Origin of the sequence: Providencia rettgeri, assembly GCF_023205015.1 — a bacterium.
Classification (GTDB): Bacteria; Pseudomonadota; Gammaproteobacteria; order Enterobacterales; family Enterobacteriaceae; genus Providencia; species Providencia rettgeri_E.
On record NZ_CP096258.1, the window covers coordinates 3,363,952 to 3,380,874 of the forward strand.

Here is a 16,923-nt window from a genome sequence, read left to right on the forward strand (position 1 = left end):
AAAATATCTGAGTCACTCACTATTTATGCCAGTTTAGTGGTTAATTTTGGCCCATAACCTCAGAGATTTCACCAAAGAAAGCTCTTAATTACATTTCCTTACTCAGTTTAGCCTATCAATTGGCTAAACAAGGAAACCCGCTATTAGAGCATAAAAATAGGTTATTTCGCACCCATCATCGCTTTTTTTGTTTGTCTTGTTGGTGCAGTATTTGCAGGGTCATCCGGCCATAAATGTTTTGGATAACGCCCTTTCATCTCTTTTTGTATCTCTTTATAGCTGCCTTGCCAAAACGCGCCAAGGTCTTGCGTGATCTGCAACGGCCGCATGGCAGGGGACAGTAGAGATACCGTTACCGCTATCTTCCCTTGTGCTATTGTCGGATTTGTTTTTTCTCCATACATCTCTTGCATTCGAATTGCGATTACAGGAGGCTTATCTAACGAATAGTGAATACTTACATCATGTAAAGATGGCGCCTGATAGCGTCTTGGGAACATATTTTCTAACCATTGTTGCTGCTGCCAATCTAATCGATTGATTAATAAAGAGGCTAAGTCAATCTGCTGTAATTTTTGTTTATTCGTTACGCCATCAAGATAAGGTTCTAGCCATTCACCCAGCGAATCCAATAGCGCTGTATCATCAAAATCTGGCAAGTCAACATCGGGAAAATACTGCTTAGCTAACGTACAACGGACACATAATTGCCGCGCATCTTCCTGCCAATTTAGCTGCTGTAAGCCATTTTGTTTCAACCAATACACCAACGCTTGGCGAAGTTCAGTCTTATCTGGGTTGCTTAAACGTTCTGATTTCACCACTAATTGACCGCATTGCAAGCGCTTCCAAGCTAATAATGTCCCTTTTTGTTCATCCCATTCGACCGTTTCTTGAGTGTTAAACAGTGATGGGCAATCGGCTTGTAGTCTGTCAATCTCGACAGGGTAAGCCAAGGAAATACGTGCATCCGCTGTATTTTCTGGCTGCCATAAGGATACCACCATTAACCACGGTGTCCCCAATAGTCTATCTGATTCACCCAACGTTGCCCCTAAGCCACTCGCTAATTGGTAACGTTGTTGGTTATCTCGAGATTTCGCTATGTAGTCGGGAAACCCTGTAGCCAGCAACGTTGGTAACCACTCACTAATGAGCGCATCTCGCTGACCAATGGTACTCGGCACTTTTTGTTCGCAAAGTGCTGATGCTCTTTTACACCACCCCTCTGTTGGCCTTTCTATGCAATAGCGAAGATCCGCATCTTGTTGACGAGGAGGTTCCTCGATAATCGCCACCAGTAGTGCTGCTAATTGAATAACATGCTGATTTTGGCTTTGTTGTGCTCTACATAACATTGCTGCTGTTCGTACTGAACTACCTAACTCCGCCATCTGCTGCCCAAAAGACGTTAACTTACCAGCAGCATCAATAGCACCTAATTTACCCAGTAAATCTTTTGCCGCTGATATCGCAGGTTTTGGTGGTAAAGTGAGCCAGCTAAGCTGTGCCGCATCGTGGCACCCCCACTGTAATAAAGACAGCCATAAGCTACTCAGGTCACTTTGCGCAATTTCGGCTTCACTAAATTGTGCCGCCCGCTCAGCTTGCTCTTCACTAAACAAGTGCCAACAAACTCCTGCTTCCAAACGGCCTGCTCGCCCTGCTCTCTGCGCCATCGACGCTTGGCTAATTCGCTGTTTCACTAATTTGGTTAACCCTGTTCGTGGATTGAACTGCCCCACACGTTCAAAACCACTGTCCATCACAAGGCGGATCCCTTCAATCGTCAAGCTGGTTTCCGCAATATTGGTGGCTAATACCACCTTACGCATACCTTCAGGTGCCACTTGTATCGCTTGTTGCTGAGCCTGTAGAGATAGTGCTCCGTATAAAGGACATAAAAGTATGTCCTCACTGACCATCAAAGCGAGTTCTACTCTTACTTTCTCGATTTCCCCCACACCTGGAAGAAATAATAATAAAGACCCATGCGCTTGCTGCAATAATTGCCAAGCTGCCAATGCCACTTCTTTATGAAAGAGTTTATTTGGCTTTATTGGATGATACTCACGTATGACGGGAAATGTACGCCCTTGTGAAGTAATAACCGGCGCATCAGGAAACAGCTGAGACAGCCCTTGATTATCCAATGTCGCTGACATCAATAGAATACGCAAATCTTCGCGTAAAGCTTGTTGTGAATCAATTAACAAAGCTAGACCGAGGTCTGCTTGTAAGTTTCGTTCATGAAACTCATCTAAAATAACTAAACCAACCCCTTCAAGCATTGGGTCATTTTGCAATAAACGAGTCAGTACGCCTTCTGTCACCACTTCAAGACGCGTGTGACGACTAACTTTAGTTTCAGAGCGCATGCGTAAACCGATGGTATGACCGACTTCTTCACCAAGTTGTTGTGCAAGACGAGCCGCCACTGAACGTGCCGCTAGGCGACGAGGCTCCAACATGATAACCCGACCATTAATAACCCCACTCTTTAATATTTCTAGCGGCAAAACAGTTGATTTACCCGCACCTGTAGGTGCATGAAGCAATACTTGAGGTGAAGCCATCAAGGCGGTAAGTATGTCCTCACAAACTTCGAATATCGGTAACACTGGGGTTATCACTCCATCTATTTAACTTTTACTGTCAGACATTGTAGCATTAGCCTCTTTTGCCAGTAAGCATATTACCGATACGCTAGCGGAGAGCTCATGGAATTTAAACCTGCCTTACAACCAGCCACTTTAATTAAGCGTTACAAGCGCTTTTTGGCTGATGTCACTTTACCGAATGGTGAAGAAATGACAATTCACTGTGCAAACACAGGCGCTATGACAGGTTGTGCAACCCCGGGTGATACCATCTGGTATTCAACGTCTGATAATAAAAAACGCAAATACCCGTATAGCTGGGAGTTAACCCAAACAGCAAACGGTCATTTTATTTGCATTAATACCCTTCGTGCGAACCAATTAGTTGCGCAAGCCTTAACCGAAAAACACATTCCAGAATTATCCGAATACAGCGTAATAAAACCTGAAGTCAAATATGGCACAGAAAATAGCCGAATCGATTTCTATCTCATGCAAAATGGATTACCCGATTGCTTTATCGAAGTAAAATCAGTAACTTTACTCGAAAATAATCAAGGTTTTTTTCCTGACGCAGTGACACTTAGGGGCCAAAAACATTTAAGAGAACTAATGTATATTGCGAAAGAAGGAAAAAGAGCCATACTATTGTTTGTTGCTTTACACACAGGTATTCACGTAGCATCTGCTGCGGCACATATTGATAAACAATATGCGCTATTATTGGAGGAAGCGAGACAAAGTGGTGTTGAAGTGCTTTGTTATCAAGCTGATATAACTGTTCAACAAATGGTGTTAAGTAAGCAGATTCACTTTAACTCTATTAAATAAAGTTTTTTTAACCGATTTTTATACGAGGCCGCAGAGTTCTGGGCGCTAAAAAGGGAATAAACACGCTCGCCCTCACAGCATTACAAAACTCATTGCAGGAACGATTGCCAAGAGAGCAGTCTTCTGCTATTTATAGCGACCTTAATTTTTCCCCCTTGGGGTTTTTGTAAAATTTGCGTGTGTAGGAGAAGCATTATGCAAGAAGGGCAAAAACGTAAGACATCGTCCTTAAGCATTCTCGCCATTGCTGGGGTTGAACCCTATCATGAAAAAGCTGGCGAAGAGTACATGAACGAGGCCCAGTTGGCGCATTTTAAGCTCATTCTCGAAGCATGGCGCAATCAACTCAGAGATGAAGTGGACCGGACTGTTACTCATATGCAAGATGAGGCAGCTAACTTTCCAGACCCCGTTGATAGAGCCGCTCAGGAAGAAGAATTCAGCCTTGAATTACGTAACCGGGACCGTGAACGTAAACTGATTAAGAAAATCGAAAAAACGCTGAAAAAAGTTGAAGATGACGACTTTGGCTATTGTGAATCATGTGGTGTAGAAATTGGTATCCGTCGTTTGGAAGCCCGTCCTACCGCTGATTTATGTATCGACTGTAAAACATTAGCTGAAATTCGCGAAAAGCAAATGGCTGGCTAGTGTCTATATGGAGTCCTGAACGGCGCATATTACTGCGCCGTTACAAGGGAACTCTACATTTTATTGTGTTCAGCTCAAAGCTTATTCCTTGCGTTAGCTATCACGTCACTCCATCCTCCCCCGCACCTTTCTACTCATTAATTGGCGATAACGTCCTATCGTGCTCTTTTAAATAAGATAAACATTTACTTTCACGTAAATTTTTACGGAAATAGATTAGGTTATTTTTTAACCCTATAGTTTGAAGTTGAATAATCCTCTAACAACAAAAAAGCGCTTAAAATAAGGCTTCTAACCTTATACCCCTATAGCAAGAAAGCTTTTTACGCTATTATTTTGCGTAAATTTTATTGGTAACGTTTATAATTAGAGACGACTTTTATTCGTTTAACCATTCTCAAAGAAACTTCTGTGAGCTATGATTAGCCGCTTATTTTGTTTAATGAATATTGGTAATGACATCGAGGTGTACTATTTTTAACCGAGTAGCAAATTTCTGCCGTAACATTTTATCTCGCAATACAGCCGCATCCCCTGAAGATGTAGTAGAACATCGTGATCCTTCGCGAGATAGTCAGGCAGCCGGTAAAAGGCCAGTCACTCATTCTGCTCATGCGCAAACCGCACCTAAAGAGCGGAACACAGCTCAGCCCCATAAAACAACCCCTATTAGAAAAACGGTTCGTCAATCTCAACGTGCCGATTCAACACCTGAGAAGCGCCCTACAATGACAACCGTAAACGAAGAAAACATTACTGTTATCCCGCGTTCCGAACACCCTATTTCGCGCAGTGATATTAGTGACAATGCGTTAAAAGTGCTGTACCGCTTAAACAAGAGTGGCTTTGAAGCCTATTTAGTGGGTGGAGGTGTGCGTGATTTGCTTTTAGGCCAAAAACCTAAAGACTTCGATATTACGACGAACGCCACACCTGAGCAGATCCGCAAATTATTTCGCAATTGCCGACTCGTTGGTCGTCGTTTTCGTCTAGCACATATTATGTTTGGCCCCGAAATTATTGAAGTTGCAACTTTCCGTGGCCACCATGACCAAAATGCCTCAGATGACAAAAACTTATCTGCACAAGCACAAAACGGCATGTTGTTACGTGATAACATCTTTGGTTCCATTGAGGAAGATGCGATCCGCCGGGACTTCACCGTTAACAGCCTCTATTACAATATCGAAGACTTCACATTACGTGATTACGTTAATGGTTTAAATGACTTAAAAGCTGGCGTTATTCGTCTAATTGGTGACCCAGAAACACGCTATCGTGAAGACCCAGTCAGAATGCTACGAGCGGTACGTTTCGCCTGCAAATTAAATATGAACATCGAACCAAAAACTGCAGAGCCAATTTACCAACTTGCTCATTTATTGAGAGAAATTCCATCTGCTCGGTTATTTGAAGAGTCACTCAAATTACTACAAGCAGGCCAAGGTTACGATACCTATAAAATGCTCAAAAAATATGGTTTGTTTGAGCAGCTTTTCCCTGTTGTCGCAAGCCGCTTTACGGATAACAGTGATTCGCCAATGGAAAAAATCATTGAGCAAGTCCTTAAAAATACTGATTTCCGATTAAAAAATGATAAGCGTGTTAACCCTGCTTTTTTATTTGCGGCTATGTTATGGTACCCAGTGACAGAGCATGCTGAAAAGCTCTCTCAAGAAGGCGGGCTAGCCTATTATGATGCCTTTGCCCTTGCGATGAATGATATTTTAGACGAACAGTGCCGTTCGATTGCGATCCCCAAACGCATTACAACCACGATGCGCGATATTTGGTTGCTGCAGTTACGTTTACCTCGTCGCCAAGGTCGTCGTGCCAATAAATTAATGGAGCACCCGAAATTCCGTGCCGCGTTTGATTTATTAGAATTAAGGGCCAATGTTGAGCACCGAAACGAACTACAAGAGTTAGCATTATGGTGGGCTGATTTTCAACAGGCAAATAATACTAAACAGCGTGAAATGATTTCGGAATTAGGCAATGCACCCACTCGCCGTCGCCACCGCCCACGTTCATCACAAGGTGGAACAGGTGCGCGTCGGTCAAATAAGTCATAATAGATAGAGAGAATACAATGGAACACGTCTATATTGCAGTAGGAAGTAACCTTGGTGAGCCGCTACTACAGGCACAGCAAGCTATTGCAGCATTAGATGCTATTCCCAATAGTCGTGTTGTTTCTACCTCTTCTGTTTATCGAACCAAGCCACTAGGCCCGCAAAATCAGCCAGATTTTCTGAATCTGGCTGTACTACTCGAAACGAGTCTTGAGCCCGAAGTACTTCTCAACCACACTCAAAAAATAGAACTTGAGCTTGGTCGTGTACGTAAAGAAGAACGTTGGGGCCCACGAACACTTGACCTTGATATCATGCTTTTTGGTAACCGTATTATCAATACTGAACGGTTAACCGTTCCACATTATGGGCTAAAAGAGCGCGAGTTTATGTTGTATCCGCTTAATGAAATCGCTCCTTCTCTTGTTTTTCCTGATGGCGAAAAGCTTTCAGAAAGACTCAAACAAGTCCCTCGAAATGGCCTAACATTTTGGGATATTCCAGCCTAAAATGTTCAACCTCTTATGAGGTATGGTCGCAGGGAGATCATTTCCGGAGGTTATTATAATGAAACCAATTTCTCTGGCTGATTTATGTCAGTTTAAAAAAGACAAACACAAATTTGCAACGATGACTGCCTATGACGCAAGCTTTGCTCAATTATTTTATGAGCAAGGTATCCAAGTGATGCTCGTTGGAGACTCACTGGGAATGACGATCCAAGGTGAATCATCGACTTTACCAGTTACTGTCGAGCAAATTGCTTACCACACCCGATGCGTTCGCAAAGGCGCCCCCAATGCCTTCATTATCGCAGATATGCCATTTATGAGTTACGCCACCCCAGAACAAGCTTGTGCTAATGCAGCAATCTTAATGCAAGCAGGTGCAAACATGGTGAAAATTGAGGGTGGCAGCTGGCTATGTGATACTGTAAGAATGTTAGGAGAACGCTCTGTTCCTGTGTGTGGTCATCTCGGTTTAACACCACAAGCCGTCAACGTCCTAGGTGGTTATAAGGTCCAAGGTCGTGATGAGGTGACAGCAAATCAGTTACTCAAGGATGCGATTGCATTAGAAAATGCAGGTATCCAATTGTTGGTTCTCGAATGTGTTCCAACCGCCTTAGCAAGTCATGTTTCGGAAGAGCTACTTCTACCGGTAATTGGTATTGGTGCAGGAAATGGAACTGATGGACAAATCCTTGTTATGCATGATGCACTGGGTATTACAGCGCGAGCGCCTAAATTCGCTAAAAACTTTTTAGCTCAAGCAGGCAACCTTCATGATGCTATTCGTATGTATATCCAAGAAGTGGAAGATGGCATTTACCCAAGTGAAGCCCACTCTTTTTCTTAATTGATATCAGAAACTATAAGGAACACACGTATGCTTATCGTTGAAACGGCACTTATTTTACGCCGTGAAATCCGTCGCTGGAAACAAGAAGGCAAACGTATTGCACTTGTCCCAACAATGGGTAATTTACACGATGGTCACTTAACGCTCATTGACCAAGCAAAAAAACAGGCTGATATTGTCATTGCCAGTATTTTCGTCAACCCGATGCAATTTGATAGGCAATCTGATTTAGCCAATTACCCTCGGACGTTGCAACAGGATTGCGAAAAATTAAAGCGCCGTGACATCAACTTAATTTTTGCCCCTTCCCCACAAGAGTTTTACCCTGAAGGGATGGAAAAGCAGACTTTTGTTGACGTTCCTGAATTATCGACCATGTTAGAAGGCGCAAGCCGCCCCGGTCATTTCAGAGGTGTCGCAACGGTTATCACTAAGCTGTTCAACTTAGTTCAGCCAGATATTGCCTTGTTTGGTGAAAAAGATTACCAACAATTGCAATTAATTCGCAAATTAGTTTCTGACTTATCATTTGATACTCAAATTGTTAGTGTCCCAACGGTTAGAGCCAAAAATGGCCTAGCACTGAGTTCACGCAACAATAATTTATCAGCGGAAGAGCTAAAAACAGCGCCTAAACTGTTTCAAATTATGCAACAAGCGGGTGAAAAATTAGTCGCTGAGCCTAACGCATCTGAAGTTATTATCGAAGAGATGAATAATAGCTTACGTGAGGCCGGTTTTACCCCTGATGAGCTATTTATTCGTGATGCAGATACATTATTACCACTTGGTGAGTCCAGTAAACGTGCGGTTATTTTAATGGCTGCATGGTTAGGTCAAACGCGTCTTATTGATAATTTACAAGTTGACCTGCAACGCGATATTGCATAAAAATAAATCAATTATAAAAATGAAATAACACACTGCAATTACAGTGTTTATAGCGTTAATTCAATGTCTGTGTTCCGAATGGCTTTTATTTTTCAAACTCATTTGGTTCACAGCTAGGCGGTAAGTAAGCGAGTCCTTAGGAGCACATAAGTATGTGACTAGGGCGAGTGAGCACCACCAACAACGCTGTGAGCCAAATGAGGAAGAAAAAAATGTTAAGAAGAATGTTACAAGGCAAACTCCATCGCGTCACGGTTACACAAGCAGACCTACACTATGAAGGCTCATGTGCGATAGATCAGGACTTCATGGATGCCGCGGGGATCCTTGAATACGAAGCCATTGATATTTACAACGTTGATAACGGTGAACGTTTTTCAACTTATGCTATTTCAGGCGAACGTGGCTCAAAAATTATCTCGGTTAATGGTGCTGCTGCACGCCGAGCTGCAGTTGGTGATAAACTGATTATTTGCTCTTATGTGCAAATAGAAGATGAAGATGCTCGTTTACATAAGCCAAAAGTAGCTTACTTTGATGAAAACAATAAAATGAGTCGCCTAGCAAAAGCGGTTCCTGTCCAAGTGGCTTAATTTGGGGTTTTACTTACCCAATGAATTGATTAATAACACCATTTATACACATTTCAATAAAAAACGGCTTTTGATTACATTCAGTATCAAAAGCCGTTTTTTTTAACACAATTTCATCCCTAAAATTTAGCTTCTGAGGCCTCGACCCTGCTCAATTAGGAACCATGTTAATGCATAAAAAACGACTAAAAAAATCATTAAGACGCCTAATGTAATCGCGATAGAAACATCAGCTATTCCCAGAAAGCCATAACGAAAGCCGCTGATCATATACACAATTGGGTTCAGTTTAGAGACGGCTTGCCAAAACGGTGGTAGTAATGACAACGAATAAAACACACCGCCTAAATACGTTAATGGTGTTAATACAAAGGTAGGAACAATACTAATATCATCAAATGTCTTAGCGAAGATGGCATTTAATAAACCGGCAAGGGAAAACACAATTGCGGTTAGCAATAAAGTTATTACCACCATTGCCCATGAATGCACTTGCAATGGAATAAAAAATAACGATACCAATGTAACGAGAAAGCCGACTAAAATCCCTCTAGCAACACCACCACCAACAAAACCTGCGATAATAATATGCGTCGGAACAGGGGCAACGAGTAATTCTTCAATATTTTTCTGAAATTTAGAACCAAAGAAAGAAGAACAAACATTTGAATATGAATTAGTGATCACCGCCATCATGATCAGCCCGGGGACGATAAACTGCATATAATCCACACCGCCCATATCACCAATTCTTGAACCAATTAAATTACCAAAAATCACAAAATACAACGACATTGTGATCACTGGTGGTAACAATGTTTGTATCCAAATACGGCCAAACCGCGTGACTTCTTTTATCCAAATAGTTTTTAATGCGACCCAATATAATGAGATCATCTTGCAATCTCCTTCTCGGTTGCATTACTTTCTCTTTTGACTAAGTTAACAAATAACTCTTCTAACCGGTTTGCTTTATTTCGCATACTTAAAATCTGAACACCTTGCTCACTGAATTGGCTAAAAACACTATTTAGACCTTGCTCTCTTTTGACATCTACCTCAAGTGTTGAGGTGTCTATCAAACGTGATTCATACCCTAATAATTGAGGGATCGGACTTTTTGGCATTAAATCAAAAATAAAGGTTTCTGATTCTAATTGGCTCAGTAATTGTTTCATACTGGTATTTTCAACTAATTCACCATGTTGAATAATGCCAATATTACGGCACAACATTTCAGCCTCTTCCAAATAGTGAGTGGTTAAAATGATTGTCGTTCCCTGAGCGTTAAGGTTCTTTAAGAATGTCCACATTGAACGACGAAGTTCAATATCAACACCTGCTGTTGGTTCATCCAAAATTAATAGCTTTGGTTGGTGCATCAACGCACGGGCTATCATTAAGCGGCGTTTCATACCACCGGACAAATTACGCGCCCGCTCATCACGTTTTTCCCATAAATCAAGTTGGGTCAGGTACTGCTCCGCACGTTGAACAGCCACAGAGCGAGTAACACCATAATAACCGGCTTGGTTAAGAACAATTTGCAATACCGTTTCAAATGGGTTGAAATTAAACTCTTGAGGCACTAATCCAAGTTGCTGCTTTGCTTGTACAACTTGCTTTTCTAAATCATAACCAAATACTTTTACAGAACCGCTCGTTTTGTTCACCAGTGAGCTAATGATCCCGATTGTGGTTGATTTACCCGCGCCATTTGGCCCCAACAATGCGTAAAAGTCACCGTCTTCAACGCTCAGGTCAATCCCTTTCAGGGCTTTCACACCACCTGGATAGGTTTTGGTTAACTGCGATAACTCAAGTGCATATGTCATATGTAAAAAAAACCTTTATTCTTAGGACGATTTGAAGGCAATATATCACCATGATGCCACTTTTTTCTGCTCTATGTTATGCAGAAAAGAGATAATTAGTTTATACAATATAATTCAATATGTTATGAATATAGGGTTGTCTTGACGAAAAGACAGGTTCATCATAAGGGTGTTGAAATTAGTATAACTAATTATTAATTAATCAATAAATGTTGTATAAGATTTTATCGCAAAGTAACACAACTAGGCTATAAGTCATGATGAGAAAAATCGAAGAGCTGTTTGCTAACAATGAAGCATGGTCAGCATCAGTCAATGAACAAGATCCCGAATTCTTCAAAGAATTATCAAAAGCGCAAAAGCCGAGATTCTTATGGATAGGCTGCTCTGACAGCCGAGTACCTGCAGAAAAATTAATTAACGCCGCACCTGGCGACCTTTTTGTGCACCGTAATGTTGCCAACTTAGTTATTCACACTGACCTAAACTGTTTATCTGTCATTCAATATGCCGTTGATGTCTTACAAGTTGAGCACATCATTATTTGTGGCCACTACGGTTGCGGTGGTATTGAAGCAGCGGTTGATAACACCGAACTTGGCTTAATTAATAACTGGCTATTACACATAAGAGATATTTGGTACAGACATAGCTCTATGTTAGGTGAGCTAAAACCTTGCGAGCGCCTTAACCGTTTATGTGAATTAAATGTCGTTGAGCAAGTTTATAATTTAGGGCATTCAACCATCATGCAATCTGCATGGAAACGAGGCCAGAAAGTGATGATCCACGGTTGGGTATATGGGATTAATAATGGCCGGTTACACGACTTACATATTACTGCAGACAGCCGAGAAAAACTTGAGTTATGTTACCGTGAAGCTATTTCAACATTAACTCAAAAAAAATAAATTAAACTAAAAATAAAAAGCTCTTACATTTAAGAGCTTTTTACCGATTAAATCCAAAAATAGCGTAATTAAATTATAAAATATATTTTCATTTCTTTTAAATTAAAATGAAAATATTAATCCAAAAAAACTTATGATTAACAATTGTTGTAATTATATTTATACGCATATTGATTTAAGTATTGATACATATTTATTCTGAAGCAGAGTAAAGCTTATTTGTTGATTACAAAGAAATTAACCTCAAGAAATATATATTCAACCACGAAAAACTCATTGATGATATTTTATTTTGGAATAAAAAACTGGACTTTGAATAAGTATTTTTAAATATACTTATTTTAAATTTCAATCATAATTCAAGTGTTATAATGGGGTATTGTTAATTTACATATATTAACTTCAAATCATATTTAGGGATATTTCTATGAGTCAGCCTATTAAAAGTGGGTCTTCTAATCATACATTAAAGCTAAAGCCTATCGTCTTATGCGTCTCTGCAATTTTAGGGATGACTTCAATGGCTCATGGCGAAATAATTAATACTAACGGTGCTGGAGTAATCAATCAGCACAATGGCCCAACAATTGTTAATATAAATAAAGCTAGTGACAAAGGGGTTTCTCACAATATATACAATAAATTCGATGTTGATAATAAGGGAGTCATTTTAAACAACAGTAAAGATAACGTTAATACTCAGTTAGGTGGAATGATTAACGGAAACCTTAATTTAGCGGGTGGTGAAGCAAAAGTTATCCTTAATGAAGTTAACTCTAATAATGCAACAACGCTAAATGGTATGGTTGAAGTTGCAGGGAAAAAAGCACAAGTTATTGTTGCTAACCCATCAGGTATTACATGTAACTCATGCGGCTTCATTAATACAGAAAGTGCGACTCTAACAACGGGTAAGCCAATTGTTACTAACGGAGAAATTCTTGGCTATAACGTTTCTAAAGGCCAAATTATCGTTAATAAAAACTTAACGTCTAATTCTCCAACTGAACTGATTGCTCGTTCAGCAATTATTAATGGTCAATTAGCAGCAAAAGAAATCAAAGTTGTTACGGGAAATAACTTTGTCGATGCTAATGGTGAAGTATTATCTTCTGTTGCCGGTACAGGTAGCCGCCCTTCTGTCGCAATTGACGTTTCGTCTTTAGGGGGTATGTACGCAGATAAAATTACCCTTGTTTCTACCGAAATGGGGGTCGGCGTTAGCAATCAGGGCATTATTTCTGCTGGTAATGATGGTTTATCTATCTCTTCTAATGGTGGGCTATCTAATAAAAGAAATAGAATTGAATCTAACGGTAATATTGATGTAAAAGCCTCAGGTATTAACAATGATGCCATAATTACTGCTAGAAAGAATATTAACGTTGATATTAATTCCGGTGGTTTCATCAACAACGATGGTGGAAAAATCATCTCAACAGATGGCAGCATTAGTCTCGCAGGTAATTCCTCAGTATTTAACCGCTATAAAGGTTCCATTCAAGCTAAAAACAATGTAAGTATTTCAGGTGAAACGCTTCAAAATGGTGATGGTATAATCAAAGCCGAAACTGGTGATATTAATATTGATTTAACTGATACACTCTATCAGTGGCGAAATACAGCTAATAGCCACGTTGAAGATAGAATTATTGCAGGTAGAGATATTAATATAAAAGCCAGCCGAATCATTAATGAAAATGCAAGAATTGAATCTGGAAGAGATATTAATTTAACGCTAAATTCAGGGTTAGAAAATACAAATTCTGCAGTAACCGCGCAACGTAGAATAAAAGTTGATGCTGATATATTAACCAACAAATCATCATCTATTACAGCAAAAAATGCAAAATCTGATTATAACATTACCAAATATATTAATAATGATGCAAAATCTACCATTAGTAGCGGCCGTGGATTAAATATCACTTCTGCAAAATTAATCAATGCAGGTAAAATTGTTTCACCTACTAATGTACCAAATACAGTACCAGTCCCAACTTATGCTTCTAACATCAAGGTTGACAATCTTGAAAATAACGGTGGGTCTATTGCTGGTGATAACTTAACTATTACTTCTAATAATATAAGTAACACACAAGGTTTCATTGACGGAAAAACACTTAAAGTTACCGCTAATACTCTAAGCAACAATGGTGGATATATTCGCTCATATAACGACATGACATTAAATGTTGGTCATTTAAGCAACTTAAACTCTAATAATTTCTCTTCTGTTGCATCTCGATTTGCTTTAACAAACAAAGTTGGTGGTATTGAAGCATTAAATTCCGGCATTACAGTTACTGGTAATAAGGTTTCTAACTATTTTGGATTATTTAAAAGTTCCTCATCAGAAAAAGCAGCAACAAGTGGTGGAATGGAGTTTAAATTAACTGATGAACTAGATAACAATAATGGACAGTTAATTAGTTATGGCGGAATCAATATTGATGCTAAAGGGCTAAATAACTATAAAGGTGATATCTATGCGGGAGGCCGTTTGGATATTAAATCAGCAAGTAATATTAATAACTATTATGGTAAACTCAGATCTGATTATATAACAACCCTTTATGCTCCGGGTATTAGTAGCTATGATACGAATGGAACCTATAGTTTAGACGGTACAGGTATCATTTATAAACCAAACGGTTTAAATATCATTCACATCAAAAAACCAACAGACAGTGGTATTTCCCATAACACCTATCAAAGTTTTAATGTGAACGAAAAAGGCGTTATTTTTAATAACAGTAGCACTGCAACTGATACCCTTTTAGGGGGTAATATTTTTGGAAATGATAATATTACTGCTGGTAAAGAGGCTTCAGTTATCTTAAATGAAGTTATCGGCAACAGCATGACAACTATTAATGGTATGATGGAAGTTGCTGGAAATGCAGCTCAAGTTATTGTTGCTAATGCATCGGGTATTACATGTAACAGCTGTGGCTTCATCAACGCTACACGTGGTGCATTTGTTACAGGAACACCTATTGTTGTTGGTCAAAACTTAGTTGGCTACAATGTCTCTAAAGGCGAAATTACAGTTAATAATGACCTGACATCTAACAGCGTTGTTGATTTTATCTCTCGCGCTGTACTTGTTAACGGCAACGTTAAAGCAAATGAACTAAACATTACAACCGGTTCTAATTTTTATGATGCAAATGGTAATATAATCTCTAGTATTACCGGGCCTTATAATCAGAAAAATTACGGTGTAACTGTCGCTGCAAACGGTAGCTTAAACGCAGAAAAAATGAACATTAATATTAATGATTCCAATACAGGTCTCTTTAATAAAGGTGTTATTAATGCGGGTAATCAAGGATTAAACGTTAAAGCTGGTGCTATAAATAATACTGGAACCATTCAAAGCAGAGGAAACATTGACTTAGCTGCTAATTCAACTAATTCCTTTAGTAATGATTATGGGACAATTATCTCCTCTAATGGTGATGTTAATATTTCCTCAAATGGTACTTTACTCAATCGCTATAATGGGTTAATCAAAGCTAATCAAAACGTTAACATCAATACCGCACAAGACATCCAGAATAGTAATGGCTTGATTCATGCTGAGAAAGGCAACATTAATGTTAACGCAGATACAATCTACAACTGGGCAGGTAACAATAGTAAATATGGTAAATACAGATTTACTGCTGGCCAAGATATTGTTTTTAACGTTAATAGACTCATCAATGAACAAGCTATCATTTCAGCAGGTAGAGACTTTACTTTCACAGGTAAAAGTTTAGATAATAAAGCATCAAGTGCGCTCTATGCAAAACGCCGCATGACTATCGATACTAATATTTTAAACAACCTGTCATCTACCATGAAAACTGAAAATGGCAGAATGGATATTACTGCATACAATTCAGTCGTTAATGATAGTAAATCGGTAATTAGCAGTGAGAAATTATTGAATATTACTTCACCAAAACTGACAAATAATGGTGTTATCTCTTCTAACAATGGTAAATCGACGTTTAAAGTTAATAATTTAGTTAATAATGCTGGTTACATTAAAGGCTTTAACCTTAACTTTATCTCTCAATATTTAAACAACTCTAATGGTTTGATTAAAGCGGATAATAACTTAGTAATGAATGCTGATTATATCAGTAATACTAATTCGTCTGACTTTAGCCGATACACATATAACCTTGGTTTACCAAGCCAAAAAGGGGGGATTGTCACCAACAATGGCAACATTAAAATTAAAGGTATTCAGATGAATAATACTTCAGGTATCGTTCAAACGAATGCTCTTTTCCCTGCACCTGGTGAAGCTGATATTGATGTAGCATTGAGCAATGAGCTTATTAACAACTACGCTCAAATTAATAGTGCAGGAAATATGAATATCCAAGCGAATTCAATTTCCAACTATAATGGTGCAATAAATGCAGGTATTAATTTAACAGTTAAGGGCAACAGTTCCATCAACAATGCCTATGGTAGAATCAACTCAAATGGTACTACTCAAGTTAACACGCCTCTGCTTTCCAATTCTTATGGAAAAATCACGGGCGGTACTGTTATCATCAATAAATAGTTATAATATAATTTATTGATTTATCTAATATATGCCACCTTCTAAAAGAGGTGGCTTTAAATATAGCCCTCTATAAGTGGGCTATATTCTTTATTAATCCTCCAATAATTCCATTTGTTGGTCGAGCTCTTGATCAACTTTATCCTGATGCCTTACATAACGCCTAATGATGACTTCATTACCCCTCACCGTATTAGCAAAATATCCCCTAGCCCAAAAGTGATTACTCCAAAGTTTCTTACGTATATGTGGAAATCGATTATATAACCTCATCGCACTACGTCTTTTCAGGACTCCCATCAGTGCTGATATTGATAGTTTAGGTGGGATCATTACAACTAAATGAACATAGTCTGGCTGAACATTTAGCTTCAATACTCACAGTCTTTCATATTGCAGAGAATATAAATTGTTCTATAAAGTTCTTTTCCTACTTTATCTTTCAATATCTTATAACGATATTTAGGTATCCAAACTAGATGATATTTGCAACACCAATACACATGTGATGAACTTCTGTATAAATCCATGTTATTTCCTCTTTACTTGTGGTGAGTAAGAGGTAGTTTTTTAATATGGGTTTCCTTCCGGCTATAGCCTCACA

The 16,923-nt window shown here is 39.1% G+C and carries 12 protein-coding genes and 1 pseudogene; 9 read left to right on the forward strand and 4 right to left on the reverse strand.

What is annotated here, in order from left to right:
* Positions 1-161 precede the first annotated feature (161 nt).
* Positions 162-2,621 (reverse strand): ATP-dependent helicase HrpB, encoded by a 2,460-nt coding sequence (hrpB, locus tag M0M83_RS15295; RefSeq protein ID WP_248466865.1) that lies wholly within the window; start codon positions 2,619-2,621, stop codon positions 162-164.
* Between the two features lie 99 nt (positions 2,622-2,720).
* On the opposite strand from hrpB, the gene sfsA reads away from it, so the two are divergent.
* The 7 genes from sfsA to panD all read left to right on the forward strand — a co-directional run bounded on the left by sfsA (position 2,721) and on the right by panD (position 9,003).
* Positions 2,721-3,431: a DNA/RNA nuclease SfsA gene (gene sfsA, locus M0M83_RS15300; RefSeq protein ID WP_248466866.1), complete on the forward strand. Its 711-nt coding sequence runs from the start codon at positions 2,721-2,723 to the stop codon at positions 3,429-3,431.
* 195 nt (positions 3,432-3,626) lie between these two features.
* Complete coding sequence (gene dksA, locus M0M83_RS15305; RefSeq protein WP_004260494.1) at positions 3,627-4,082, forward strand: RNA polymerase-binding protein DksA; 456 nt, start codon at positions 3,627-3,629, stop codon at positions 4,080-4,082.
* Between the two features lie 728 nt (positions 4,083-4,810).
* Positions 4,811-6,157, forward strand: coding sequence for a polynucleotide adenylyltransferase PcnB (pcnB, locus tag M0M83_RS15310; protein WP_213913947.1), 1,347 nt, complete (start codon positions 4,811-4,813; stop codon positions 6,155-6,157).
* Between the two features lie 17 nt (positions 6,158-6,174).
* The gene (gene folK, locus M0M83_RS15315; RefSeq protein ID WP_125891599.1) at positions 6,175-6,666 is read left to right on the forward strand and encodes a 2-amino-4-hydroxy-6-hydroxymethyldihydropteridine diphosphokinase; all 492 of its coding nucleotides are present in this window, start codon (positions 6,175-6,177) and stop codon (positions 6,664-6,666) included.
* Between the two features lie 58 nt (positions 6,667-6,724).
* Positions 6,725-7,516, forward strand: coding sequence for a 3-methyl-2-oxobutanoate hydroxymethyltransferase (gene panB, locus M0M83_RS15320; protein ID WP_102139420.1), 792 nt, complete (start codon positions 6,725-6,727; stop codon positions 7,514-7,516).
* Between the two features lie 30 nt (positions 7,517-7,546).
* Positions 7,547-8,410 carry a pantoate--beta-alanine ligase gene (panC, locus tag M0M83_RS15325; RefSeq protein WP_125891600.1) on the forward strand — a complete coding sequence of 288 codons (864 nt, stop codon included), beginning with the start codon at positions 7,547-7,549 and terminating at the stop codon, positions 8,408-8,410.
* A 212-nt stretch (positions 8,411-8,622) separates the two neighbouring features.
* Positions 8,623-9,003, forward strand: a complete 381-nt coding sequence (panD, locus tag M0M83_RS15330; protein WP_125891601.1) for an aspartate 1-decarboxylase — start codon at positions 8,623-8,625, stop codon at positions 9,001-9,003.
* Positions 9,004-9,129: 126 nt separating this feature from the next.
* On the opposite strand, the gene M0M83_RS15335 is transcribed toward panD, so the two are convergent.
* Entirely contained in the window at positions 9,130-9,900 is a 771-nt protein-coding gene (locus tag M0M83_RS15335; protein ID WP_004913713.1) for an ABC transporter permease, read from the reverse strand.
* Entirely contained in the window at positions 9,897-10,838 is a 942-nt protein-coding gene (locus M0M83_RS15340) for an ABC transporter ATP-binding protein (RefSeq protein ID WP_004913716.1), read from the reverse strand. The genes M0M83_RS15335 and M0M83_RS15340 overlap by 4 nt, the downstream gene beginning before the upstream one ends.
* Positions 10,839-11,095: 257 nt before the next feature.
* On the opposite strand from M0M83_RS15340, the gene can reads away from it, so the two are divergent.
* Complete coding sequence (gene can / locus M0M83_RS15345; protein ID WP_102139423.1) at positions 11,096-11,749, forward strand: carbonate dehydratase; 654 nt, start codon at positions 11,096-11,098, stop codon at positions 11,747-11,749.
* 427 nt (positions 11,750-12,176) lie between these two features.
* On the forward strand, positions 12,177-16,319 hold the full coding sequence (locus M0M83_RS15350; RefSeq protein ID WP_213913870.1) for a filamentous hemagglutinin N-terminal domain-containing protein: 4,143 nt from the start codon (positions 12,177-12,179) through the stop codon (positions 16,317-16,319).
* A gap of 93 nt (positions 16,320-16,412) precedes the next feature.
* Here M0M83_RS15350 and tnpA read toward each other — a convergent pair.
* Positions 16,413-16,849, reverse strand: a pseudogene (gene tnpA / locus M0M83_RS15355) (IS200/IS605 family transposase).
* Between the last annotated feature and the right edge of the window lie 74 nt (positions 16,850-16,923).